Below are 24,731 nucleotides of genomic sequence, written 5' to 3'. Positions count from 1 at the left end.
GTTATGCCGCAGCTCTGAATATTGCTCTGAATTGAGGATATGACAATGCGTAATTTAGATCTTTCTCCCCTGTACCGTTCCGCCATTGGTTTTGATCGACTGGCTTCCCTGCTGGATTCGATGTCGGCAACGGAGCAGAATCAGCCAGCTTACCCCCCGTACAATATCGAATTGACTGGAGAAAATAGCTACCGTATTTCGATGGCGGTTGCTGGTTTCGAGCAGTCCGAGCTGGATGTCCAGATGGAGCAGAATCGCCTGACGGTCAGCGGCAAAAAAGCCGCGGAAGAGGCCGGCCGCAACTTCCTGCACCGAGGAATAGCCGCGCGCAGTTTTGAGCGCCGCTTCCAGATAGCTGATCACGTTCGAGTGACCGGCGCGCAATTGGCCAACGGCCTGTTGCATGTGGATCTGGTGCGGGAAATTCCCGAGGCTATGAAGCCGCGCAAGATTGAAATATCCAGTGGCAATCTGCTGCAGTCTGAAAAGGCGACGCAAGTGGATGTGGCGGCGTCGCCGGCTCGGAGCGACGCGCCGAGTGGTCAAGCCGCCTGAGTGTGAGCGAGATGCCGCTGCATCGTGATGGAGCGGTATCTGCGCCATCCTGCCCGCTGTGCCGCCATCCGGCGGCACACTTCTATCATCGCGACAAGTTTCGCGAGTACTACCAGTGCGCTGAGTGCGCGCTGGTTTTCGTTCCGCAGGAATATCATCTCTCTCCTGAGGCGGAAAAAGCCTACTACGACCTCCACGAAAACAGCATGCATGATGAGGGTTATCAGCGCTTTCTGAGTCGTTGTGCACAGCCGTTGCTGGAGCGATTGCCCGCAACCGCCAGCGGCCTGGACTTTGGTTGTGGGCCTGCGCCACTGCTGGCGCGGATGCTGGAGCATGCTGGACACAGGATGGCGACCTACGATCTGTTCTATCAACCGGATACCACCGCGCTGCATCGTCAGTTTGATTTCATTGTCAGCACGGAGGTGGTGGAGCATCTTGCAGAGCCACTTAAGGTGCTGATGGACCTGTGGCAACGTATTGAACCCGGTGGTTTGATGGTTCTGATGACCAAGTTGGTGGCCAGCCGGGAACGGTTTGCCAACTGGCACTATATTCGCGATCCCACACACATCGTTTTTTTCAGCCGGGAAACCTTTCTCTGGCTGGCGCAGCGCTTTCGCGCTGGGCTCGAAATTTGCAGTTCAGATGTGATTATCCTGAAGAAGCTGTGACGGTTGTGTGGCGCTGCGCGCGCAGACTCTTCAGGTGTTTACCCGGAAAAGCTTCGCGCGCACGGTAGTGCGGTATTCGCTGGGTGTTGTTGAAAGGAACTTCTTGAACAGTGCCGTAAAGTGCCCCATGTCCTGATAGCCGACTTTCTCGGCGATTTCATTGACAGAGAGGTTGGTGGACTGCAGCAGCTCCCGAGCCATATCCACCCGCACATTCTGCAGGTACTGCAGCGGAGTCTGCCCGGTGGCGAGCTTGAAGCGGCGGTTGAAGGAGCGCACGCTCATGTCAAAGGTTTTTGCCACTTCGCTCAGTTTGACATCCTCGCTGCAGTGTTGCTTCAGCCAGGTTTGCGCTTGAACAATATCTTCATCGGGATGCAGGTGTACGGCGCCTTCCGAGTAGGCGATCTCTTCGAATGGTCGGCGGATTTCATGGGAAAAATTACGCTCCACATGACTGGCAATCGCGGGGCCGTAGAGTTGCCGTATCAGATGTACGGTTACATCGGCCAGTGCATTGACACTGGCGGCACAGAACAGTCTGTCCGCCTGAGTAATGAAGTACTGCCGCTTGAGGTTGACCTCGGGGTAGCTCGCGGCGAATTGCTCGAAGTAGTGCCAGTGGGTAGTGGCAGGCTTGCCATTCAGCAGGCCGGCTTCGGCGAGAAAGCATACACCGGTGCCAACCGCGCTGATCGCCGCCCCTTGTTCCGCCTGCTGTTTCACCCACGCAATGATAGGTCCGCTGCGGCGTAGGATTGGCCTCGGGTTTCGCCACAGTGCGGGGAGATAAATGATGTCGCTATCCGGTGCGTCGGCCAGCGCAACATCCGGCGTCAGTTGAAATCCGGAGCTGGTTCTCACCGGTTTGCCGTCGACACTTGCCGTGACCAGTTTCAGGGCGATCTTTTCACCCTCGACCCGCGCGCGGCTGTCTGCGCCTCGCAACATCTCCAGTGGCAGCATGGTGCCGGTGGAAAGCATCTGGTCGACAAGCATGAATGTGACGGTGGGCATAGGTAACTCTCTGCTGCTGGGCCATCTGCTTTGCGGTTATCGGCGACTGGCGCCCGGCGCGTGGTATCACCTAGGGGTGATTGGCCAGATGCTCAAAATTGCTGGCCAGTATGCCCATAACGAGGCCGAATCGCCAGCCCCTAAACTGGCCCACCATCGAATCTGCCGGGGCAGTTTCGGCTTGTTTAGTACGAATCAGGCAGGAGGTCAGGATGCAGCGCCTACCCGTAATTACCGCATTTGGGGGGGTTAACCCCGCCGGTCGCAGCTCATTTCACCGCGGCTACAAGCGTATGGTGCTCGACAATCTCGGAGCCGCAGAGCGCACGGATATCCTGTCTGATCTCGCGGCGTTGATGGGTCTGCGCACCGGCGATGCCGCGGGTGGAGCGCTCGACACCGAACTTGAGAGACAGGTGCTGCAGGGCACCCTGGTACGCGAGCTGGAAACGCGCTTTTACGATTACCGCCACTGCCATTTCCACCAGCCGGCGGAGTTGCGCAATGAGGGTGGATTCGTTTTTGAGATGTCCGCCCGTCAGTTGCCGTCACCACTGCCGCAGGGGTGGCGTGTAGAAACGCTGGATAACGGCCGCGTGCGGGTTCACGCCGCGGAGCTTGCCGTTATGCTCGACAGCTATCGGGAAATCGCGGTGGCGTCCGCCGGCCAGCTGCCCACCGGGTTCGAGCCCGGGGGCCATTACAACTCCCGCTTTCATCCGCGCGGTCTGCAGCTCGCCATTCTCGGCGCTTCCGATGCCGTGCAGTCGCTTGGAATCGACTGGGATCTGGTGACTGCCAAGGCGGGCCCAGACAAAATTTCTGTTTATGCCAGCTCTGCAATGAGCCAGCTCGACCCCAATGGTAATGGGGGTCTCTTGCAGTCACGCTTGCGTGGAGGTCGCGTGAGTTCGAAGCAGCTGGCGCTGGGGTTGACCAGTATGCCGGCTGACTTTGTCAATGCGTATGTGCTTGGTAGTGTGGGCACTACCGGCGCTGTGGCGGGCGCCTGTGCTACTTATCTCTACAATCTTCGCGCCGCGGTGGAGGATATTCGCTGTGGCCGCGCGCGGGTTGCGGTGGTCGGTGCAGCGGAGGCGCCACTGGTGCCTGAAGTGGTGGACGGGTACGCCACCATGGGTGCGCTCGCCAATTTGGACGGACTGCGAAAGATCTTTGGTGACAACATAGACTTCCGCCGTGCGAGCCGTCCTTTCGGCGACAACTGTGGCTTTACGTTGGGTGAGGGAAGCCAGTGGGCGGTGCTGATGGACGACGAACTGGCGCTGGAGCTGGGGGCGCCCATTCACGGTGCTGTGGCCAATGTTTTCGTCAACGCCGATGGTCCCAAAAAATCCATTTCCGCGCCGGGTCCCGGCAACTACCTGACCGTCGCCCGCGCCATGTCTGAGGTGCGGGCAATTCTGGGGGAGGAGAGTTTACGCCAGCGCAGTTTCGTACAGGCGCATGGGTCCAGTACGCCGCAGAACCGGGTAACGGAATCCGCAATCTTTGATCGCCTCGCGGGAGCATTCGGTATCGAAAATTGGCCGGTATGTGCAGTGAAGGCGTTTGTTGGTCACACCGTTGCCGCCGCCAGTGGTGATCAGCTGATTTCCAGCCTGGGGGTTTTCGCGCGCGGGATTCTTCCCGGTATCACCACCATCGATCGCGTGGCAGATGACGTTTATCACAAGCACCTCTCCCTTTCGCTTTCTCATGTGGAGCGGGATCCGGCGTCGCTTGATGTCGCCTTCCTGAATTCCAAAGGATTCGGCGGCAACAATGCGACCGCAAGCGTGCTTGCGCCGCATGTCGCACAGAAAATGCTGGCTAAACGGCATGGTGACCGAGCGCTTACGGAATATCGCAAGCGTAACGAAGCAGTTGCCGAGCGCGCAGCGGCCTATGACGCTCGCGCCAGCCGCGGCGACCTGGATGCAATCTACCGTTTCGGCGAGGGCCTGGTGGACGAGGAGGGCATCTCCGTGGATGGCCACTCTATTACGCTGCCCGGTATTGCGGGTGCGGTCTCTCTGCCGGTAGAGAACCCTTTCGCGGATATGGTCTAACTCGCATTTTTCTCGCGTTCCGGACTCGCCATCGGCGGGTCCGGAATTTTACCGGTTTCTCTTACCGGTGCTCTTCCCGACTTTCTACACTTGTCTGGCAAACCCCCAGCGTTGACTCTTCTTCCGACGATCTGGTCATGTTTTGATCGCATATCGTGGTGTGCCACATTCGGCGCACTGATCAGGACAGTGGATATGGCGGAAATGGTATTCAAACGGACGTTTGAAACTGGCTATACTTGGTCGCGTTGACTGATCCTGGGGTACGCGTCATCAGCTGGTTACAGTTGTGTCGCATCCTTGATGGGCGGTAAGCCTTGATTCAGTCGTGCACAACCCCGACCCCCGGACCGGCTCATCCAACCGGGTGAATTTTCGGTCACCAATCAATGAGGTCAATAATGTTATTTAGTGGCAAAGCGCTATCCGTGCAGATGCTGGACAACGGCATCGCGGAACTGAAGTTCGATCTGGAAGGCGAATCCGTCAACAAGTTCAACCGTCTCACTGTGGCGGAGTTCTCCGACGCGCTGGACGCGATTGAGAAGGCGGGCGATATCAAAGGCCTGTTACTGACCAGTGGCAAAAGTGTATTCATCGTCGGCGCAGATATTACCGAATTTGGTGGTGCGTTCTCCGCTGGCGCGGAAGGCATCGCCGAGCTGATGAACAAAAACAACGACAACATCAACCGCCTTGAAGACCTGCCATTCCCGACCGCAGTCGCGATCAACGGGTACGCGTTAGGTGGCGGCTTTGAAGTATGTTTGGGGTGTGATTTCCGGGTGATGGGCGAGCAGGCAAAAGTCGGCCTGCCGGAAGTGAAGCTCGGCCTGATTCCTGGCTGGGGTGGGACCGTGCGTCTGCCCCGAGTTGTCGGCGTAGATGTTGCTGCCGAGTGGATTGCCGCGGGCAAGGAGCAGCGTCCGGATGCGGCGCTCGCGGCCCACGCCGTTGACGCGGTGGTGCCAACAGAGAAACTGAAAGATGCCGCGCTGAAGCTGCTCGGCCGCGCTATTGCCGGTGAGCTTGACTACAAAGCCCGTCGCGACATCAAAAAATCACCGATTCCGCTGAACGACACCGAAGCATTGATGGCCTTCTTTACCACCAAGGCGTTTGTGGGGCAGCAGGCGGGCCGCAACTATCCTTCACCGGTCAACGCGGTAACTTCCATTGAGCAGGGTTACAAACTGGACCGCGATGAGGCGCTCAAGATTGAGCAGCAGCAGTTCATTGCCAGTGCGCAAACCGAAACCGCCAAATCGCTGGTGGGCCTGTTCCTGAGAGATCAGGTAATTGGCAAAGTCGCCAAGGAGTGGGAAAAGAAAGCCGACAAGAAAATCGAACGCGCTGCCGTGTTGGGCGCGGGCATCATGGGTGGTGGTATCGCCTATCAGTCCGCGTACAAGGGCACCGCCATCAAGATGAAAGACATCAACCAGGACGGTATCGACCTCGGTCTGAAAGAGGCCAATAAGCTGTTGTCCAAAATGGTTGAGCGCGGCCGCATGAGTGCGAGCGAAATGGGTGAAGTGCTCAATCGTATTGAGCCAACTCTGAGCTACGACGGTTTCGACAATGTCGATGTGGTTGTAGAGGCCGTGGTGGAAAACCCGAAGGTAAAACACGCGGTGCTCAAGGAGGTGGAAGGCAAGGTATCGGAAGATACAGTGATCGCCTCGAATACCTCCACCATTTCCATCGACAGCCTGGCGGAACCGCTGTCGCGCCCGGAAAATTTCCTCGGTATGCACTTCTTCAACCCAGTGCACAAAATGCCACTGGTGGAAGTGATTCGCGGTGAGAAGACTTCCGAGAAAGCCATTGCACGCGTCGTGGCCTACGCCAACAAAATGGGCAAAAAGGCCATCGTTGTGCGCGATTGCCCCGGATTCCTTGTGAACCGCGTGTTGTTCCCCTATTTCGCCGGTTTCGCCATGCTGGTGCGCGACGGTGCCGACTTCCAGCAGGTCGACAAGGTAATGGAGCGCTGGGGTTGGCCCATGGGCCCGGCTTATCTGATGGATGTGGTTGGTATCGATACCGGTGTGCACGCGGAAAAAGTGATGGCCGAAGGTTTCCCTGAGCGCATGGGCAAAACCTTTACCGCCGCTTCCGATGTTATGTACGAAGCCGGCCGCTACGGCCAGAAAAATGGTAAGGGCTTCTACGTTTACGAAGAGGACAAAAAAGGTCGCCCGAAGAAAGTCGCCTCCGAAGAGACTTACGAGTTGCTCAAGCCGCACGTGGCCGACCGCCGCGAGTTTGAGAATGACGAGATTGTTGCCCGCATGATGGTGCCCATGGCCACCGAGTTGGCGCGCTGTCTGGAGGAGGGGATCGTTGATTCCCCGGCCGAGGCGGATATGGCGCTGATCTACGGTATCGGCTTCCCGCCCTTCCGCGGTGGGATTTTTGCTTGGCTCGACAGTATCGGCCTGGATAACTTCGTGAAAATGGCGGAGAAGTACAGCGATCTTGGTGAGTTGTATAAGCCCACCGAAGGTATGCGCGAAATGGCCGCGAACGGCAAAACCTACTACGGCGACAAGTAAGGAGAGTTTCCATGAGTCTGAAACCTAGAGATGCCGTAATTGTCGACTATGCGCGTACCGCCATGGGTCGATCCAAAAACGGTGTATACCGCAACGTGCGTGCCGACGACATGTCGGCAGAGCTGCTGAGAAAGTTCCTGCAGCGCAATGACAAGCTCGATCCGAAAGAAATCGACGACGTGATCTGGGGCTGCGTCATGCAGCGTGACGAGCAGGGCTTTAACGTGGCGCGCATGATCGTGCTGCGTGCCGGCCTGCCGCACACCGTTCCCGCGCAAACGGTCAACCGACTGTGCGGCTCCTCAATGTCCTCCCTGCACACCGCGGCCGCCAATATCCAGGCGGGTTTGGGCGACGTGTATGTGGTGGGTGGTGTTGAGCACATGGGCCACCTCAATATGATGGAACACGTTAGCCCGAACCCGATGCTCGGCCGTTATATGGCGAAAGCTGCGGGCTCGATGGGGATGACCGCTGAGTATCTGGCAATGATGCACGGTATCCAGCGTCAGCAGATGGATGAGTTTGGTGCGCGTTCCCATCAGCGCGCCGCTAAGGCGACGGAAGAGGGCAAGTTCGCCCGCGAAATCATTGCCATTGAAGGTCACGACGATGACGGCGTGCCGGTACTGGTGGAGAAAGACCAAACCATCCGCCCGGAAACCACGGTAGAGGCTCTGGCGCAATTGAAGCCGGCCTTCGATCCCAAGCACGGCCAGGTCACTGCGGGCACTTCCTCGCAGATCACCGACGGTGCTTCCGTGATGCTGGTGATGTCTGCGGAGCGTGCTCAGGCTCTGGGGTTGACGCCAATTGCGAAGGTGCGCGAGATGACGCTCGCGGGGGTCGATCCCTCTATCATGGGCTATGGCCCTGTACCTTCTACCAAGAAGGCACTGAAGCGCGCCGGTTTGACTATTGAGGATATCGACAAGGTGGAGCTGAACGAGGCCTTTGCCGCACAGGCACTGCCGGTGCTCAAAGATCTCAGCCTGCTCGATGCCATGGACGAAAAGGTGAACCTGTATGGCGGCGCCATCGCGCTTGGGCACCCCTTCGGCTGTTCCGGAGTGCGTATTACCGGCACGCTGCTGTCGGTGATGCAAAACGAGGGCGGCAATCTCGGTGTTTCGACCATGTGTATCGGCCTGGGGCAGGGGATTACCACCATAGTGGAGAGGGTGTGATCCTAACTCGACACCTAAACAATCGGGGCGCCATCCGGCGCCCCGATTGTTTTTGGGTTGTGACAAGTATTGCTGGACATCTGGCGGGTTCCAGTGATGCGTATTTGTTCCGACTTGGTCGCAAATGCGACTGAATGAGTGTCTGGCGGCGGGCATCTGTTGAAGCCCCGTGTTCGCTGTGGCACAATCTGCTCCCCTCGTTGCAAGCCAGTTGGGTTTTTTTGTAAAACCCCATCAAAATCAAAAGGTTAGCGGCGGGGTAACCGTTGGGGACGTGGTGGAATTGGTAGACACGCCAGGTTTAGGTTCTGGTGCCGCAAGGTGTGGGAGTTCAAGTCTCCCCGTCCCCACCAACAAGATTTGATCAGTCCGTGCCACAAACGCTGTTCTTCCGTGATCGGGAGGTGGCGATGGCGCGGGCTGTTTGTATTTGGCGGCCGGATTGTCGGCGCTGCGCTAATCGCCGGTGCTGGGATGGGTTTCCTTCAGCCCGGCATCTGTGAAGAGAAGAGTCTCACGAGGATAAACATGCAGGTTTCCATCGAAACAACTTCCGGCCTGGAGCGTCGCTTAACGGTCAACTTGCCGGCAGAGGTCGTTGACAAGGAAGTGGACAAACGCCTTCAGCAAGCAGCCAAAACCGTTCGTATCAACGGTTTCCGCAAGGGCAAAGTTCCGCTGAAAGTTGTGCGTCAGCGTTTTGGTGACGGCGTTCGCCAGGAAGTCCTGGGTGAAGTTATGAGCCGCTCTTTTTATGAGGCGGTGCAGAAAGAGCAGGTAAAACCTGCGGGGCAGCCCAGCATTGAGGCCAAGAGTATTGCCCCGGGCGAAAATCTGGAATACGTAGCGACTTTCGAGGTTTATCCGGAAGTGGCGCTGGCGGATCTGTCTGAGGTGGCTGTTGAACGCCCGGTTGCGGAAGTGACCGACGCAGACGTCGACAACATGATTGATGTGCTGCGCAAGCAGCAGTCCAGCTGGAAAGAAACCAAGCGCAAAGCCCAGAAAGGCGACCGCGTGACGATCGACTTCGTTGGCCGCAAAGACGGCGAAGAATTCGATGGCGGGAAGGCGGAAGGTCAGCGTCTGGTGCTTGGCTCAGGCAGCATGATCCCTGGGTTTGAAGATGGCATCATCGGCATGAAGCCCGGTGAAGAAAAGGAAGTGGAAGTCACTTTCCCGGAAGACTATCAGGCAGAAAATCTGCGCGGCGCCAATGCTGTGTTCACCATCAAGGTGACCAATTCCGAGAAGCCGGAACTGCCGGAGCTGAATGATGAGTTCTTTGCCGCTTACGGTGTGGATACCGGTGGTGAAGAGAAGTTCCGCGAGGAAGTGCGCAACAATATGCAGCGCGAGCTCAAAAATGCGGCCCTGAACAAGGTGAAGACCCAGGTCATGGATCAGCTGTTCGGCAAGCATCAGGTTGAAATCCCCGCAGCTCTGGTGAAAAGTGAAGTCAACACCCTGCGCGGACAGATGGTTCAGCAGTTCGGTGGTCAGATCAATCCGCAAGATGCGGCCAGAATGCTGCCGGACACCATGTTTGAAGAGCAGGCCAAGCGCCGTGTGGTTTTGGGGCTTGTGGTGGGCGAGATCGTCAAGCAGAACAAGATTGCCGTCGACAGCGACCGCGTCAAAGCGAAAGTGGAAGAACTGGCATCTACCTATCAGCAACCGGAAGAGGTGGTGGACTACTACTTCAACAACCGTGAGCTGCTGGCCGGTGTTGAATCTGTGGTGTTGGAAGATCAGGTTGTTGATTTTGTGCTGGATAAGGCGAAGGTCAGCGAAGTGGAAAGCACCTACGACGACGTAATCAAGCCGCAGAAGCAGGCATAAGATTGCGGAAAACGGCCACCACAGGGTGGCCGTTTTTTCTCCTGCATATTTTCCGTGCACTGGGCTGTTGCAAAACATACCCGGGCGCTTCGCAGGTTTTTTTGCCCCGTTACCTGCCGCTTCCGCTGCCCTTTGGAGGCGCTAATTTTGTCTTTCATCGCAACTGGCTTTATCGCCGCTGAGCAGTTAAGCTCAGGTTGATCCGTTTTTCTGAAGGTCGTGTCTTTTTACAGTGGCACGCTTTTAGCCCGCCTAATACGCCGAAAAAGGAAGCATCGTATCCATGGCTTATTTTGACTACCCTGCGAAATCCAGTGACATTATGGCTGCCAGTGGTCTGGTGCCGATTGTGGTAGAGCAGACCGCGCGAGGTGAGCGCTCTTTCGATATCTATTCCCGCCTCCTGAAAGAGCGGGTAATTTTTCTGGTGGGTCCTGTAGAAGACCATATGGCCAATCTGGTGGTGGCTCAGCTGTTGTTCCTGGAAGCGGAAAATCCGGACAAGGACATTCATCTGTACATCAACTCACCGGGTGGTTCGGTAACTGCGGGGATGTCTATTTACGACACCATGCAATTCATCAAGCCGGACGTCAGCACCATGTGCATCGGCCAGGCCTGCAGCATGGGTGCCTTCCTGCTTACTGCCGGTGCCAAGGGCAAGCGTTTCGCTACCCCGAACTCCCGCGTCATGATTCACCAACCCAGTGGTGGCGCACAGGGGCAGGCATCCGATATTCATATTCATGCCCAGGAAATTCTCAAGATCCGCAAGCGTCTGAATGAGCTGATGGCGCACCATGCGGAGCGCAGTGTGGCGGATATTGAGCGGGACACCGAGCGCGACCACTTTATGAGCGCAGATGAAGCTAAAGAGTACGGGCTGGTAGACGAAGTGCTTGCCCGTCGTCAACTGCCGGTCAAGTGACGCATCCCTCCACCCGATTAGATGCGGAATATCTATAGACCGGTGGGGCACCGGAGTGTTGTCCTACCGGTTTGGCCGCGAGTGAAAATATTCTCCGGACGCCTTCGGTCGGGTGAGGGAGAGAGGATAAAAAACTTGAAAATCCTGCTAAAAGGCCGCATCTTGGTTGCCAACCCTATTTGCCGCCGCATTTCGGTTGGCTGCCCTGACCACGGAGTACATAGATGACTGAAAAGAACAGCGGAGACGAAAACGGCAAGCTCCTTTACTGTTCCTTCTGTGGCAAAAGCCAACAGGAAGTACGAAAACTTATCGCTGGTCCATCTGTTTACATTTGCGATGAGTGTGTAGAACTTTGTACGGATATCATCCGCGAAGAGGTACAGGATGCCGTAGACGGCGACGATTCGCGTCTGCCTACCCCCCAGGAGATTACCGAGATCCTCGATCAGTATGTGATCGGGCAGGTCCGCGCCAAGAAGGTGCTGGCGGTCGCGGTATACAACCACTACAAACGTCTGCGCACGACCAAGAGCACAAAGAGCAAAGAGGACGTTGAGCTGGGCAAGTCCAACATCCTGCTTGTTGGCCCAACGGGTAGTGGTAAGACGCTGCTGGCGGAAACGCTGGCGCGCTTGCTGAATGTACCGTTTACCATTGCGGACGCCACCACGCTGACCGAGGCCGGCTACGTTGGGGAGGATGTCGAGAACATCATCCAGAAACTGCTGCAGAAGTGTGATTACGATGTGGAAAAGGCCCAGCAGGGCATTGTCTATATCGACGAAATCGACAAGATTTCCCGCAAGTCGGACAATCCTTCCATCACCAGGGACGTTTCCGGTGAAGGGGTGCAGCAGGCACTGTTGAAACTGATTGAAGGGACGGTCGCGTCCGTACCTCCCCAGGGGGGGCGCAAACATCCGCAGCAGGAGTTCCTGCAGGTGGATACGTCGAACATCCTGTTTATCTGTGGTGGCGCCTTTGCGGGCCTCGACAAAGTGATTCGAGATCGCTCCGAAAAGGGTGGTATTGGTTTCTCCGCGGAAGTGAAATCCAAAGACAGCAAGGGCAATTTCGGTGAAATCCTGCTTGATCTGGAGCCGGAAGATCTGGTCCGCTACGGTCTGATCCCGGAGTTTGTTGGTCGTCTTCCGGTGACTGCTACCCTGGAGGAGCTGGATCGCGCCGCATTGGTGCAGATTCTGACGGAACCCCGCAACGCATTGACCAAGCAGTATGCCAAGCTGTTTGAAATGGAAGGCGTCGAGCTGGATTTCCGCGCAGATGCGCTGGATGCCGTGGCCGCTAAAGCCATGGAGCGCAAGACCGGCGCCCGCGGGCTGCGTTCGATAATGGAGTCTGTGCTGCTGGAGACCATGTACGACATTCCGTCTATGGATAACGTGGCTAAAGTGGTCATTGATGAAGCTGTCATCAAAGGCGAGTCCACACCGCTTCTGGTGTATCAGCAGGCCGAAGCCCAGAAAGCTGCGCCAGAGGAGTGAGTCGCCGGAAGTCTCATTGTCTTCCTATGAAAGCCCCAATTTGGGGCTTTTTTTGTGTCTGAGATCCGCCCAATCGTGATGAGGTACTATCTTTGCGGCAGAGATCCTTTATGTGGATTGAAATCGCGCGGAAGTGGAGCATCACGGCTCCGCAGAACGCTACCGGTTGCGGTGAATTAAACTTATTTTACTGCGAGGGTCCCGCTGGCCTTGTTATTCTGGGGGGAGCCCCAACTAAGGTTGCAGACTGGCGCTCAACCGGGACCCTCAGACATATGCCCGGTGATGGATAAGTCGCCAAATTGGGGTGGTTAGCCGCCATCCCCAGGCCGAGAGGAGTTATATGGACCAGCCATCCGAGAACTTGAACGAATACCCCCTGTTACCGCTTCGCGACGTTGTGGTTTACCCCCATATGGTGATCCCGTTGTTTGTGGGCCGGGAGAAGTCCATTGATGCGCTGGAACAGGCCATGCGCAGTGACAAACAGGTGTTACTGGTGGCACAGCGACAGGCATCGGAAGATGACCCAGGCGCCGACGATGTGTACCGAGTGGGAACCGTTGCCAGCGTGCTGCAATTGCTGAAGCTCCCCGATGGAACGGTTAAGGTGCTGGTTGAAGGCGGGCACCGGGTCAAAGTGGAAGAAATTACCGAGGGCGATGGCCACTATCGCGCGACGGTTTCGCCGCTAGAATCTGAGGATTTGCCGGAAGCCGAAGCCGAAGCACTGGTGCGTTCCGCCATGTCACAGTTCGAGCAATACGTGACGGTCAGCAAAAAAGTGCCCAATGAAGTAATGACCTCCCTGTCTGGTATTGATGAACCGGGGCGTCTTGCGGATACGATTGCGGCGCACATGTCGCTGGATCTGCCCCAGAAGCAGGAGCTGCTGGAAACCATCAGTGTCAAGGAGCGTCTCGAACACCTGCTCGGTCTGATGGACTCGGAGATCGACCTGATTCAGGTCGAGAAACGCATCCGTGGCCGGGTGAAAAAGCAGATGGAGAAGAGCCAGCGCGAGTATTACCTGAACGAGCAAATGAAGGCGATTCAGAAAGAGTTGGGCGAAATTACCGAAGAGCCCAACGAGGTCGAAGAGCTGGAACGGAAAATTGCCGATTCCGGAATGTCTGCTGAGGCGGAGAAAAAAACGCGCGCTGAGTTAGGCAAGCTGAAAATGATGTCGCCGATGTCTGCAGAAGCCTCGGTGCTGCGCAGCTACATCGACTGGATGCTCAGTGTACCCTGGAAAAAAGCCAGTCGCGTGCGCCATGACCTGATAAAGGCGGAAGAGATTCTGAATAAGGATCACTACGGACTGGAGGAAGTGAAAGAGCGAATTCTTGAATACCTCGCGGTTCAGAAGCGCGTCAAGAAGGTCAAGGGACCAATTCTTTGTCTGGTAGGTCCTCCCGGTGTGGGTAAAACTTCCCTCGGTGAATCCATTGCCCGCGCAACCAATCGTAAATATGTGCGTATGGCGCTTGGTGGCGTGCGCGACGAAGCAGAGATCCGCGGCCATCGCCGCACCTATATTGGCTCTCTGCCGGGGAAACTGATCCAGAAGATTGCGAAGGTGGGTGTAAAGAACCCTCTGTTTTTGTTGGATGAAGTCGACAAAATGGGCATGGATCACCGCGGCGATCCGGCTTCTGCACTGCTCGAGGTGCTCGACCCGGAGCAGAACAAGTCGTTTAATGATCACTATCTTGAGGTCGACTATGACCTGTCCGATGTGATGTTTGTGTGCACATCCAATTCCATGAACATTCCGGGGCCATTGCTGGACCGGATGGAAGTCATCCGAATTCCTGGCTACACCGAAGATGAAAAACTGAACATCGCCCAGCGCTATCTGATTCCGAAACAGCGCAATGCGGCTGGTCTCAAGCAAGAAGAGCTCGACGTAACCGATGAAGCCATCCGTGATGTCGTCCGCTATTATACCCGTGAGGCGGGCGTGCGTGGCCTCGACCGGGAAATGGCAAAAATTTGTCGCAAGGTGGTTACCGAGCATGTGCGCAAAGGTGCGTCCAGCAAGGTAATCGTTAAGTCGGAGCATCTGGAAGAATTACTCGGTGTCCGCAAGTTTGACTACGGGCGCGCTGAAGAGGAAAACAAGATCGGCCAGGTGACCGGACTCGCCTGGACCGAAGTGGGTGGCGAGCTGCTCACGATTGAGGCTTCTGCCGTTGCCGGTAAGGGGCGAGTGATCAAGACTGGTTCTCTCGGCGACGTTATGCAGGAGTCTATTCAGGCGGCGTTGACAGTAGTGCGCGCGCGGGCCCAGGCTCTGGGTGTTGCTCCGGATTTTCATGAGACCCGGGATGTCCATATACATGTGCCTGAAGGGGCGACGCCTAAAGATGGTCCGTCTGCGGGTATTGCCATGTGTACGGTACTCGCATCCGTGTTAACCAACATCCCGGTGCGCGCAGATGTGGCGATGACTGGCGAGATCACCTTGCGTGGTGAGGTGCTGCGAATCGGTGGTCTTAAAGAAAAATTGCTGGCCGCTCATCGCGGCGGTATCAAGACGGTCCTGATTCCTGCTGACAACGAGCGCGACCTGAAGGATATTCCGGATAATATCCAGCAGGATCTCGTGATCAAACCGGTTAAGTGGATTGACCAGGTATTTGAATACGCGCTGGAAAAAATGCCGAGCCCGATGAGTGATGAGGAATACTCTGCACTGCAGAAGCAGGCGGAAGAGCGTTCGCAGCGCTCCATGCAGACACACTGATCGAGAAATAACCGAACTTGTGCGAATAGCTTCGGGAAAACAGGAGGGCTTTCGAGCCCTCTTTTTGTGGGTGTTTTTTGAGCTTTTGTACTTTCCCTGACCGCCATACCGGCTAAATAGAGCAGGGAATTCCACGAATTCCAACCTGCGTATCTGGCGTAACGCTTTTATTTGTGCATCGAATAAAAAACCATTGAACAGGGAGATAGAAGTCGCGTAGAGTACGCACCCTGCGCGAGTGCAGGCTAAAAAATGAACTCGAAGGGCATTGCCTGAACAGGCGAGAGTTAAAAGTGTCCAACTCCCCGCAAAGCCGCGTGGTTCCTTGACCCACCAACAGGCAGTTGGTATAAAACGTGGCTTGTTGCGCTGCGGGGGAGCCGCAGGCGATTAAAATTCGAATGCGAAAACGCATGAATGCGCCTCACCAGCCTGAGGCAGCGACGAACCCAACATACACACCTAGAAACCTAAACCTAGACCCAGAAAAGAACAGAGGGATATAGCGTGAATAAGTCCGAACTGATTGAAGCCATTGCCGCATCTGCCGACATTCCTAAGGCAGCTGCTGGCCGCGCTCTGGACGCCATGGTAGAAAGCATTACCGACGCACTGAAAAAAGGCGATCAGGTGGCCCTGGTTGGCTTTGGCACTTTTGCTGTGAAAGAGCGTGCGGCGCGTACTGGTCGCAACCCGCGTACTGGCGATCCTATCGAAATCGCCGCGGCAAAAATTCCGAACTTCAAAGCTGGCAAAGCTTTGAAAGACGCGGTGCAATAAGAGGCTTTGTAGCGCGCAATGCTTCAAAGGGGCGTATCAGTTGGATGCGCCTTTTTTGTTTCTGAGCCACTAGATTTTTCATTTGGATCTACGGATTTGGGCCGGGTTCAGCGAGGATGACAACCACTTGAGTGTGTCCATTTGGCCGCAGGTTGCTCAGCTGAAATAACAATAAACAGTGATCCAATTGTGTACAGATAAGAGTTAATTTCGGAGCTGAATATGCTTCAGTCCATGCGTGACAACCTGAAAGGAACAGCTGCCATCATTGTTGCAGCGTTTTTCGGATTCATTATGGTGATTGGTGGAATTGATTTTTTCACCGGTGCCAGTGGGGACTCGGCCAACAAGGCGGCCGAAGTAAACGGTGAGAAAATTTCCAATCTGGATCTTCAAAGAGCAATCCAGAATCGCCGCAGCATGATCGAGAGCCAGTATGGTGAAAATGTGCCTGCTGATCTGTTGAGCGATGAGCAACTTCGTGGCCCTGTACTGCAGCAGCTGGTTAACTCAGCCGTTATGCGTCAGGCGGCCCAGAAAAGTGGCATGGTAATGAGTACCGCCGCGGTTGATAAAGAAATCGTGCAGATGCCAGGTTTCCAGATCAATGGCCAGTTTGACCAGCAGATGTTCCGCGATGGGTTGCGTCGCATGGGATATAGCCCTGTCGGTTTCCGTCAGCTGCTGGAGCAGGAAATGGTCATGCAGCAGTTTGCGGGCAGCGTCTCAGACAGCGCCTTCGCAACCCGTGCCGGGGCGGAAAAGGTCGTTGCTGTGTCCATGGAGGAGCGGGATTTTGACTATGTAACTCTCTCCGCGGCGCCGTTGCTTGAAACTATCCAGATTGCCGATGACGAGATTCAGTCGTACTACGAGGCCCACCAGCAGGACTTCCTGCGTCCTGAACAGGTGGCCATTGAGTACATCGAGCTGACTCCTGAGCAGTTTGCCGGCAACATCGATATTTCTGAAGAAGACATTCGCGCCCAGTATGATCAGGAGGTGAAGAACTTCCAGGCGAACATTCGCCGTCATGCCGCTCACATCCTCATTGAAGGTGATGACGAAGCCGCGCAGAAAAAAGTGGCAGAAATTCAGAGCAAACTTGATGAGAGTGGCGATTTCGCCGCGCTGGCAAAAGAGTACTCCGATGACATCATTTCCCGGGAAGAGGGTGGTGATGTCGGTTTCACCAGTGGAGACGTGTTCCCTGAATCCTTTGAAGAGGCACTGGCGAATCTGGACGTGGGTCAGGTTTCCGGCCCGGTGAAAACGGATAATGGCACGCACTTTATAAAATTGCTTGAAGTCGCGGATGCGGAACCGCCCACGTTCGAGGAGCGTAAGGCCGCGATTTCCGCACGCCTGCGCAATGCGGAAGCGGAGCGCGAATTTGTCGATGCCGTAAGTCGCCTTGGGGATCTCGCCTATAATGCCGCTTCTCTATCTGAACCGGCAGATGCACTCGGTGTTTCCGTGCAGAAATCTCCATTGTTCTCCCGCCAGGGTGGGCCTGGAATTGCCGCTGACGACAAAGTGATAGCTGCCGCTTTTTCTCAGGAAGTGATGGAAGATGGCAACACCTCCGATGTGCTCAATCTGAGCGACAACCACTCGGTGGTGCTTAAGGTCGTTGAGCACAAGGCTGCCGGCGTGAAGCCGCTGGAAGAGGTAAAGGCGGAAATTGCCAGCCTTCTGAAGCGTGAAAAGGCAAGTGAACAGCTGGCGAGTAAGGCCGAGGCTATTGAGCAGAAGGTCCGCTCCGGTGAGGCGCTGGCTGATGTCTCCAATACAGAGGGCCTGACGCTGGAAGCCAGCGACAACACTCGCCGCGGCGGCTTCGGTGCGCGCGGTGAAGTAATCGACCGCGTATTCGGTATGGAGGCGCCCAAGCCCGGCGCCAAGACGCTAGAACATTTCAAACTGGCGAGTGGTGACGTGGTCGTAGCGCAATTGCGCGCAGTGCGCCCGGGCGACCTTTCCCGTCAGAGCAAGGAGCAGCGGGATGCACTGATGCAGCAACTTGCCTCAATGCAGGGAAATGCCGAACTGGCGGCCGTACAGCAATTCCTCGCCGGTAAGGCGAAGATTGAAATTGCCAGCGGCGAATAACTGATGCAGCCGATGCAGGGGTGGTGAACACCCCTGTACCCAAGGCATAAAAAAACCGGCGATGCGCCGGTTTTTTTATGCCTTCATTTCATCAGCCACTGGATGCGCTATCGACGAACAGTGTCAGGCGCTGTCCGGGTTGTAGATAGCTGCCCCTACTAAGTTTGTTCCAGCGCAATATATCGCCGATGTCGATACTGTACTTGCGCGCGATACGGTAGAGGGAGTCGCCGCTGCGCACCCGGTAGGATAGCTTGCGGGTGGTGCGGTTTTGCGAGTTGCTGCTGCCGCTATCGCTATAGGCGACAAGAGTCTGTCCTGGGCGGAGGGTATCTCCGGGGGCCATGTTGTTCCAGCTTGCCAGTTCCCTTACCTTGACGTTCATGGAGCGGGCGATGCCCCAAAGAGTATCACCAGGGCGTACGGTGTAGCTGGATTTCTGACCGCTTCCGGCAGACTGGCGACGCTGTACCCGTTGGTCAATGGAGTAGGCGTACTGCGCGCTCGGACCAGATGCGCTGGGAATCAGCAGGGTCTGCCCCGCGCGGATACCACTATTGCGCAGCTTATTGGTCTGCTGTATCGCAGCGACGGTGGTTTCGTAACGACGAGCGATGACGGAAAGTGAATCTCCGCGCGCCACTTTGTAGCGTTGCCAGGTAACCCGTTGGTCGGTGGGTAGTTTGTCCAGTTCTGCGAGGAAGCGCGTTGCTTTGTCACTGGGAATCAGGAGGCGATGATTTCCATTGGGGTCGGTTGCCCAGCGGTTGTAGCCTGGATTCAATAGGTACAGCTCTTCAATTTCCACACCGGCCAGTTCTGCTGCCTGGGCCAGGTCGATCTGGCTGCCGACATTGACGGCGGTGTAGTAGGGGTCGTTCCCGACATTGTGCAGCGGCACCTGATAGCGTTCCGGGTAGGTGACGATTTCGGCAAGGGCCAGCAGTTGGGGGACGTAGCTGCGTGTTTCACGTGGTAATTTCAGGTCCCAGAAGCTGGTGCCCTTGCCGCTGCGGCGGTTGCGCTCGATTGCCCTTCTTACAGTGCCCTCACCGGCATTGTAGGCTGCGAGTACCAGTAGCCAGTCGCCATCGAACTTTGCCGCCAGGTAGTTGAAGTACTCCGAGGCGGCACGCGTGGACTCAACGACATCCCGGCGTCCGTCGTACCACCAATTCTGGTGCAGGCCAAACGAACGGCCGGTTGCGGGGATGAACTGCCACATACCTGAGGCCTGGGCGTGGGAGTAGGCGAATGGGTCATATGCGCTCTCTACGATGGGCAGCAGAGCGAATTCCATGGGAATGTTTGCCTGCTCCAGTTGTTCCGCCACATGGAAAATGTAGCGACGAGAGCGCTCGGTAACACGGGCCATATAGCCCTGATTGGTAGAAAAGTAGTTGACGTATTCACGGACCTTGGGGCGCTGCAGTTCGCGATCCAGAGAGAAGCCCTGACGTAGTCGCTGCCATATATCTGTCGGCGGAAGCGCGGCTTCTGTGTCGTCCAGTATGTTCTGGCGGATGCTGCTCACTGCTGCGGTTTCGGTGTTGCCGCTGTCAGTTTCGCTATGTAATGCGGTATCTGCAGATTGTGGCGCGGAATCAATTTGCGCGCAGGCCCCCACAGTCGCTGCGAGTATCGCAGCGGCCAATTTCTTATAAACCATTTTGGTGTCCGCAGTTTGTCGTTATCGTGCTGCTCTGCGTCTGGCGGTGCCCGTGCGGACGCCTGTCGCCTCTATTATTGAGTAATACGCTTGAGCTTTAATTTGTAATGGTCTGATTCTAAAGAGAGTCTTTGGTTCCGGTCAATGAAGCTTGCTCAAAAAACGTCCTTCCAACGGCGCAGGGTGGCGAAAATTTCAACAGGAGAGTCTCCCTCTGAGTCTGCCCTGGCGCGGGTCTGGGCCTGGATTACTGGTGATTGAGTGCGCAGAAAAGGGTTGGTGGCGAGCTCGATACCAATAGTGGAGGGAAGGGTGGGGCAATGTTCCGCGCGCGTCCGGCTGGCTGAAGCCATGCGAGCCTCAATATCCGGGTTGCCGGGCTCTGCGGTCAGCGCGAACTTCAGGTTGGATAGGGTGTATTCGTGTGCGCAATAGACCAGCGTGTCGCTGGGGAGGTCGGCCAGCCGGGAGAGCGACCGGAACATTTGCTCCGGGGTGCCTTCAAACAGCCGGCCACAACCCGCTGCGAACAGGGTGTCGCCACAGAACAGGTGGTGAGCACCGTCGGCGTGCAGTATCAACGCTATGTGGTCGAGAGTGTGTCCGGGCACCGACAGCACCTCCCATTGGCCGCCCAGCACGGAAAACTGGTCGCCCTCCGCCAGCGGGTGGGTGACTAGCTCTATGGAAGCCGGTCCGTAGACTGGGCATTCATAGGTCTGCTTCAAAGCCGGCACGCCACCGGTATGGTCGAAGTGGTGGTGGGTAAGCAGAATGCCGGTAAGCTGGTTGCGCCCAAGGGCCCGCATAACCGGATCGGCATCCCCGGGGTCGACTACCCAGTGTTCATCTTTGTGTTGAAGATGCCAGATATAGTTGTCGCTGAAGGCCGGAATCGGGCGGATTGTGATCATTGGCGGTCCCCGCTAACCTAGATGTGTTTCTGTAAAGGTTCTGTCTGTTGGCGCTTGCTGGTCGTTATCGCAACGTTAACATAAGTCACCCGGCTCGGGCCGACTGGAGGTTCGTGGGGTATCACCCGCAGAGTTAGTGTGGCCCGCCAAGTGAGCATAGTGTCAAGAGCCGATAGTTATCCAACCGTTAAGGAGTGGCAGATGGGGTGGCGTTCGGATCGAAAATCCCTGTTTTCACGCAGGGAAAATCAGCTGCCGCCGCTGGCGGAGTCATGCTCTGGTTTGAGTGATTGGTTTCAGTCGGGTCTGGGGCGTGAAATCCTCACCCAGCAGTTGGCACTGGCGCAGCCGTTAATTGAGGGGCTGTTCGGGTATCACCTGATGCAGGCGAGTGTCGCCCGGCAGGTGGATTTCGCCGTATGTAGTCGAATTAATCACCGTTTTCGCCTCAGTCCCTGTGTGGATGGCGGTGGCGCGGCGTTGGCGGAATTTGAGCAGCTGCCGCTCCCTTCGGAATCAATCGACGTGGTGGTCCTGCACCATTTGCTGGACTTTTCGCCTCATCCCCACCAGGTACTCAGGGAAGCAGCGCGGGTGATGATACCCGGTGGTCACATGGTGTTGATTGGCTTTAATCCCTTTTCTTTGCTGGGGCTTGCGCGGGTATTCCGCTCTTCCAGCCCCTATCAGCGAGGCAACCAGTTGCGAGCTGCAAGGGTTGAAGACTGGATGAACCTGTTGGATCTGCAGGCTGGTCCGGTGGAGCGCGGTTTCTTTCGCCTGCCGCTGCAGCAGGCGGATCTACTGGCCAGAACGGCGTGGATGGAGCGAATGGGGAGCCGTTGCCACTTGCCCTGGGGAGGGTTTTACATCATAGTCGCGCGCAAAGAAGTCGCCCGGATGCGCACCATCAAGATCAACTGGCGCGGAGAGAAAAAGCCTGCCTTGCGGGCCGTGCCCAGCAGCCCGCGGGTTGCCGCCAGAGATCGTCATCAGAAGCGGTAAATGGCCGTTGCCGTTTACGCAAAACGCTTTCCTGAATTCCCGTTCGAACAATGGTCGGACAACGAATCGAACAAAAAGAGCCCGGTTTGAAACAAGTAACTATTTATACCGATGGCGCCTGCCGTGGAAATCCCGGCCCGGGAGGGTGGGGTGCACTGCTCATGAGCGGCAATGCCGAAAAAGAACTGTGTGGCGGAGAGTCACTTACCACCAACAACCGAATGGAGCTGATGGCGGCAATCAAAGCGCTGACTGCTCTCAACCAACGTTGTGAAGTGGACCTGCACACGGACTCCCAGTATGTACGTCAAGGTATTACTGGCTGGATCAACAACTGGAAGCGGAATGGCTGGAAAACTGCAAATAAAACACCGGTAAAAAATGCCGATCTCTGGCAGGAGTTGGACGCGGCGATAGCGCATCATGACGTGCGCTGGCACTGGGTCAAGGGGCATTCCGGAGACCCGGGGAATGAACGCGCGGACGCTCTCGCGAACCGCGGAATCGATCAGTTGGGGGAATAGACACATGCGGCAGATCGTGTTGGATACGGAAACAACGGGCCTTGATCCCAAGTCCGGACATCGCATTATCGAAATCGGCTGTGTGGAGCTGGTCAACCGCAAGCTTACCGGTCGCCATTACCATCAGTACATCAATCCTGAGCGCCAAGTGGATGATGGAGCGATTGAAGTGCATGGTATCACCAACGAATTTCTCGTGGACAAACCTGTGTTCGCGCAAATCGCTGATGAGTTCATGACGTTCTGTGAAGGCGCAGAGCTGGTGATCCACAATGCCCCTTTCGATGTGGGCTTCATCAATGCCGAGCTCAAGCGTCTTGGTAATCCCCGTTGGCAGAGTGTAGCGGCTCACTGCGGTGTACTGGATACATTGGCGCTGGCGCGCGAAAAGCATCCTGGCCAAAAGAACAACCTGGATGCCCTGTGTAAGCGCTATTTTGTCGATAACTCGCAGCGGGATTTGCACGGCGCACTGCTCGATGCGGAAATTCTGGCAGACGTTTACCTGATCATGACCGGCGGCCAGACGGATCTCGCGCTGGCCGGCGCCGATAATGGCAGCGACCGGGAGGAGGGCCGAGAGGCGCAACAATTAGAGGTCGGTACAATCCGGCGTTTGAGCGCGGACCGAGCGCCCCTTGCCGTGGTGCGTGCGGGCGCGGAAGAACTGGAAGCTCACGAAAGCTTTCTCGCTCTGTTGGAGAAATCGTCGGGCAAGCATTTCTGGTAAACGACGTTGTTTGAGATGCGAAAAACACAAAAGGGGCCTTGGGCCCCATTTGTGTTTCTGTACGTCTGGGTTACTTGGTGTGGATCGGCTAGATGGCGTAAACCACGCACGCCAACGCCACCACGGTAAGCACAATGGTGTAGGGCAGGGCCATCATGACCATGCGACCGTAAGAAAGGCGAATCAGCGGTGCCAATGCCGAAGTCAGGAGAAACAGGAACGCTGCCTGTCCATTGGGCGTTGCGACGCTCGGCAGATTGGTGCCGGTATTGATGGCGACGGCCAGTTTGTCAAAGTGTTCGCGGGTGATGTCCCCTGCGGTGAGGGCTGTCTTGACTTCGTTGATGTAAACGGTGGCAACGAATACATTGTCGCTGATCATGGACAGAATGCCGTTAGCGAGGAACAGCATGCCCGGTTGTTGTTGTGGCTCAAGACTTAGTACAAAGTGGGTGACCGGTTCGAACAAGTGTTGCTCGTGAATAACCGCGACAATCGCAAAGAACACGACCAGGAGCGCAGTAAATGGCAGGGCTTCCTCGAACGCGTGACCGATGCGGGCTTCCTGAATAACACCGTTGAATGCGGTCAGAAGCACTATGATCATGAGCCCGATGATACCCACTTCCGCCACGTGGAAGGCCAGTGACAGAACCAGAATCACGGCGACGATACCCTGAATCCAGAGTTCAATCACGTCTCGCTGGGTGCGTTTTTGTTCCTGTTCTCTGGCAAAGTTGGCCAGTACATCGCGTACTGTGTCTGGCAGTCGTGCGCCATAACCGAACATCCTAATTTTTTCCAGCAGGATGCAGGTAATCAGGCCGGCGGCAAATGCGGGTAGCGTCACAGGGGCCATATTGATAAAAAACTGCACGAAATCCCAACCGGCTTTTTCAGCAATCAGCAGGTTTTGCGGTTCGCCAACCAGGGTACAGACGCCCCCGAGAGCGGTGCCCACTGCGCCGTGCATGATAAGGCTGCGCAGAAAGGCTCGGAACTGGTCGAGATCGGAGCGGTGGTACTCCACTACTTCGTCATCCCGCGAGTGGTCGTGATCCGAATGTGCAGGGCGATTGGACGCGACCTTGTGATATACCGCGTAAAAACCAACCGCCACACTGATCAGGACTGCGGTAACGGTCAATGCGTCCAGAAACGCGGAAAGTACTGCGGACACGCCGCAGAAAAGCAGAGAAAGCGCTGTTTTCGAGCGCACATTGATCAGTAGCTTGGTGAATACATAAAGCAGCAGGTTCTTCATGAAGTAGATGCCGGCTACCATGAACATCAACAGCAGGATAACCTGGATGTTGTCCGTGACTTCACGAAACACGGAGTCGCTGCTGGTCATACCGAGCAGTACCGCCTCTATGGCCAGCAGTCCGCCCGGCTGTAGTGGATAGCACTTCAGGGCCATGGCAAGAGTGAAAATAAACTCGCCGATCAGCACCCAACCGGTGATAAATGGGGAGGTGGCGTGCAGCAGGATCGGATTTGCCAGCAGGAATATGGCGATGGTCAGTTTGTACCAGTCGGGCGCTTCGCCGAGAAAATTTTCGCTGAAGGCGCGGCCCAGCCCACCGCCAGTTCGGGGCATCGAGTCATTGAGAGCGTTCATTTTTAGACAACTTCCTTGGATCGCAATGGGCCCGTCCCGATACTGCCGGGAGGTCGTCCGGAAACCTACCCACTTCCGGCGGAAAATTCAATTGGATTTACCAATTCAGCGGCCTCTGGGCGCGATTTGTCGATTATTCGGTGGAAATTGATGGCTTAAAGGTGGACTCTTATACAGTTTCGTATAAATTGCTTTTCTGACAGGGGAATCCGATATACCGCCATACCACAGGTGTGGTTGCTATTGGAAGTTCAAATTGCGAAAAATGTGTCGAATCCGGCTA

At 56.1% G+C, this 24,731-nt stretch carries 18 protein-coding genes and 1 tRNA gene; 15 read left to right on the top strand and 4 right to left on the bottom strand.

All coding sequences use genetic code 11. From position 1 onward, the window contains the following. The first annotated feature begins 45 nt into the window (after positions 1–45). On the top strand, positions 46–555 hold the full coding sequence (locus tag GNX18_RS06390; RefSeq protein WP_138234759.1) for an Hsp20 family protein: 510 nt from the start codon (positions 46–48) through the stop codon (positions 553–555). 11 nt (positions 556–566) lie between these two features. Continuing rightward, positions 567–1,232, top strand: a complete 666-nt coding sequence (locus GNX18_RS06385) for a class I SAM-dependent methyltransferase (RefSeq protein WP_166216280.1) — start codon at positions 567–569, stop codon at positions 1,230–1,232. A 30-nt stretch (positions 1,233–1,262) separates the two neighbouring features. Here the strand turns inward: GNX18_RS06385 and GNX18_RS06380 are convergent, their stop codons facing one another. After that, complete coding sequence (locus GNX18_RS06380) at positions 1,263–2,249, bottom strand: GlxA family transcriptional regulator (RefSeq protein WP_166216277.1); 987 nt, start codon at positions 2,247–2,249, stop codon at positions 1,263–1,265. Between the two features lie 212 nt (positions 2,250–2,461). Here GNX18_RS06380 and GNX18_RS06375 point away from each other — a divergent pair, with 212 nt between their 5' ends. From GNX18_RS06375 to GNX18_RS06330, 10 genes are all read left to right on the top strand, one after another. Further along, a complete protein-coding gene (locus tag GNX18_RS06375) occupies positions 2,462–4,321 on the top strand; it encodes a beta-ketoacyl synthase (RefSeq protein WP_166216274.1) in 1,860 nt (619 codons plus the stop codon). 401 nt (positions 4,322–4,722) lie between these two features. Continuing rightward, positions 4,723–6,879, top strand: a complete 2,157-nt coding sequence (fadB, locus tag GNX18_RS06370; RefSeq protein WP_166216272.1) for a fatty acid oxidation complex subunit alpha FadB — start codon at positions 4,723–4,725, stop codon at positions 6,877–6,879. A gap of 11 nt (positions 6,880–6,890) precedes the next feature. After that, positions 6,891–8,066: an acetyl-CoA C-acyltransferase FadA gene (gene fadA / locus GNX18_RS06365; protein WP_138234754.1), complete on the top strand. Its 1,176-nt coding sequence runs from the start codon at positions 6,891–6,893 to the stop codon at positions 8,064–8,066. 268 nt (positions 8,067–8,334) lie between these two features. Beyond that, positions 8,335–8,419, top strand: a tRNA-Leu gene (locus GNX18_RS06360). 175 nt (positions 8,420–8,594) lie between these two features. Beyond that, positions 8,595–9,908 (top strand): trigger factor, encoded by a 1,314-nt coding sequence (gene tig, locus GNX18_RS06355; protein WP_166216270.1) that lies wholly within the window; start codon positions 8,595–8,597, stop codon positions 9,906–9,908. Between the two features lie 283 nt (positions 9,909–10,191). After that, positions 10,192–10,836, top strand: coding sequence for an ATP-dependent Clp endopeptidase proteolytic subunit ClpP (clpP, locus tag GNX18_RS06350; protein WP_166216268.1), 645 nt, complete (start codon positions 10,192–10,194; stop codon positions 10,834–10,836). A 224-nt stretch (positions 10,837–11,060) separates the two neighbouring features. Further along, positions 11,061–12,344 carry an ATP-dependent Clp protease ATP-binding subunit ClpX gene (gene clpX, locus GNX18_RS06345; RefSeq protein WP_166216265.1) on the top strand — a complete coding sequence of 428 codons (1,284 nt, stop codon included), beginning with the start codon at positions 11,061–11,063 and terminating at the stop codon, positions 12,342–12,344. A 343-nt stretch (positions 12,345–12,687) separates the two neighbouring features. Then, complete coding sequence (gene lon, locus GNX18_RS06340; RefSeq protein ID WP_138234751.1) at positions 12,688–15,093, top strand: endopeptidase La; 2,406 nt, start codon at positions 12,688–12,690, stop codon at positions 15,091–15,093. A gap of 507 nt (positions 15,094–15,600) precedes the next feature. Continuing rightward, complete coding sequence (locus tag GNX18_RS06335) at positions 15,601–15,873, top strand: HU family DNA-binding protein (protein WP_105104404.1); 273 nt, start codon at positions 15,601–15,603, stop codon at positions 15,871–15,873. A 222-nt stretch (positions 15,874–16,095) separates the two neighbouring features. Further along, complete coding sequence (locus tag GNX18_RS06330; protein WP_166216263.1) at positions 16,096–17,985, top strand: SurA N-terminal domain-containing protein; 1,890 nt, start codon at positions 16,096–16,098, stop codon at positions 17,983–17,985. Between the two features lie 91 nt (positions 17,986–18,076). Here the strand turns inward: GNX18_RS06330 and GNX18_RS06325 are convergent, their stop codons facing one another. Both GNX18_RS06325 and gloB read right to left on the bottom strand, forming a co-directional pair. Beyond that, positions 18,077–19,654: a LysM peptidoglycan-binding domain-containing protein gene (locus GNX18_RS06325; RefSeq protein ID WP_138234749.1), complete on the bottom strand. Its 1,578-nt coding sequence runs from the start codon at positions 19,652–19,654 to the stop codon at positions 18,077–18,079. A gap of 155 nt (positions 19,655–19,809) precedes the next feature. Further along, positions 19,810–20,568, bottom strand: coding sequence for a hydroxyacylglutathione hydrolase (gene gloB / locus GNX18_RS06320; protein ID WP_166216261.1), 759 nt, complete (start codon positions 20,566–20,568; stop codon positions 19,810–19,812). A gap of 282 nt (positions 20,569–20,850) precedes the next feature. On the opposite strand from gloB, the gene GNX18_RS06315 reads away from it, so the two are divergent. The 3 genes from GNX18_RS06315 to dnaQ all read left to right on the top strand — a co-directional run bounded on the left by GNX18_RS06315 (position 20,851) and on the right by dnaQ (position 22,827). After that, entirely contained in the window at positions 20,851–21,573 is a 723-nt protein-coding gene (locus GNX18_RS06315; protein WP_240914263.1) for a class I SAM-dependent methyltransferase, read from the top strand. Positions 21,574–21,659: 86 nt separating this feature from the next. Further along, a complete protein-coding gene (gene rnhA / locus GNX18_RS06310; protein ID WP_220446105.1) occupies positions 21,660–22,097 on the top strand; it encodes a ribonuclease HI in 438 nt (145 codons plus the stop codon). A gap of 4 nt (positions 22,098–22,101) precedes the next feature. Continuing rightward, on the top strand, positions 22,102–22,827 hold the full coding sequence (dnaQ, locus tag GNX18_RS06305; RefSeq protein WP_166216257.1) for a DNA polymerase III subunit epsilon: 726 nt from the start codon (positions 22,102–22,104) through the stop codon (positions 22,825–22,827). 88 nt (positions 22,828–22,915) lie between these two features. Here the strand turns inward: dnaQ and nhaB are convergent, their stop codons facing one another. Next, the gene (nhaB, locus tag GNX18_RS06300) at positions 22,916–24,448 is read right to left on the bottom strand and encodes a sodium/proton antiporter NhaB (protein ID WP_166216254.1); all 1,533 of its coding nucleotides are present in this window, start codon (positions 24,446–24,448) and stop codon (positions 22,916–22,918) included. Positions 24,449–24,731 lie beyond the last annotated feature (283 nt).

Source organism: Microbulbifer sp. SH-1 (assembly GCF_011326135.1).
In the GTDB taxonomy this organism is placed as follows: Bacteria; Pseudomonadota; Gammaproteobacteria; order Pseudomonadales; family Cellvibrionaceae; genus Microbulbifer; species Microbulbifer harenosus.
This window is presented reverse-complemented; position numbering and strand designations above follow the sequence as displayed.

Bases quoted from the DNA above. Each gene is read 5' to 3' on its own strand.
- GNX18_RS06390 (WP_138234759.1), top strand. From the start codon at position 46: ATGCGTAATTTAGATCTTTCTCCCCTGTACCGTTCCGCCATTGGTTTT.
- GNX18_RS06385 (WP_166216280.1), top strand. From the start codon at position 567: ATGCCGCTGCATCGTGATGGAGCGGTATCTGCGCCATCCTGCCCGCTG.
- GNX18_RS06380 (WP_166216277.1), bottom strand. From the start codon at position 2,249: ATGCCCACCGTCACATTCATGCTTGTCGACCAGATGCTTTCCACCGGC.
- GNX18_RS06375 (WP_166216274.1), top strand. From the start codon at position 2,462: ATGCAGCGCCTACCCGTAATTACCGCATTTGGGGGGGTTAACCCCGCC.
- fadB (WP_166216272.1), top strand. From the start codon at position 4,723: ATGTTATTTAGTGGCAAAGCGCTATCCGTGCAGATGCTGGACAACGGC.
- fadA (WP_138234754.1), top strand. From the start codon at position 6,891: ATGAGTCTGAAACCTAGAGATGCCGTAATTGTCGACTATGCGCGTACC.
- tig (WP_166216270.1), top strand. From the start codon at position 8,595: ATGCAGGTTTCCATCGAAACAACTTCCGGCCTGGAGCGTCGCTTAACG.
- clpP (WP_166216268.1), top strand. From the start codon at position 10,192: ATGGCTTATTTTGACTACCCTGCGAAATCCAGTGACATTATGGCTGCC.
- clpX (WP_166216265.1), top strand. From the start codon at position 11,061: ATGACTGAAAAGAACAGCGGAGACGAAAACGGCAAGCTCCTTTACTGT.
- lon (WP_138234751.1), top strand. From the start codon at position 12,688: ATGGACCAGCCATCCGAGAACTTGAACGAATACCCCCTGTTACCGCTT.
- GNX18_RS06330 (WP_166216263.1), top strand. From the start codon at position 16,096: ATGCTTCAGTCCATGCGTGACAACCTGAAAGGAACAGCTGCCATCATT.
- GNX18_RS06325 (WP_138234749.1), bottom strand. From the start codon at position 19,654: ATGGTTTATAAGAAATTGGCCGCTGCGATACTCGCAGCGACTGTGGGG.
- gloB (WP_166216261.1), bottom strand. From the start codon at position 20,568: ATGATCACAATCCGCCCGATTCCGGCCTTCAGCGACAACTATATCTGG.
- dnaQ (WP_166216257.1), top strand. From the start codon at position 22,102: ATGCGGCAGATCGTGTTGGATACGGAAACAACGGGCCTTGATCCCAAG.
- nhaB (WP_166216254.1), bottom strand. From the start codon at position 24,448: ATGAACGCTCTCAATGACTCGATGCCCCGAACTGGCGGTGGGCTGGGC.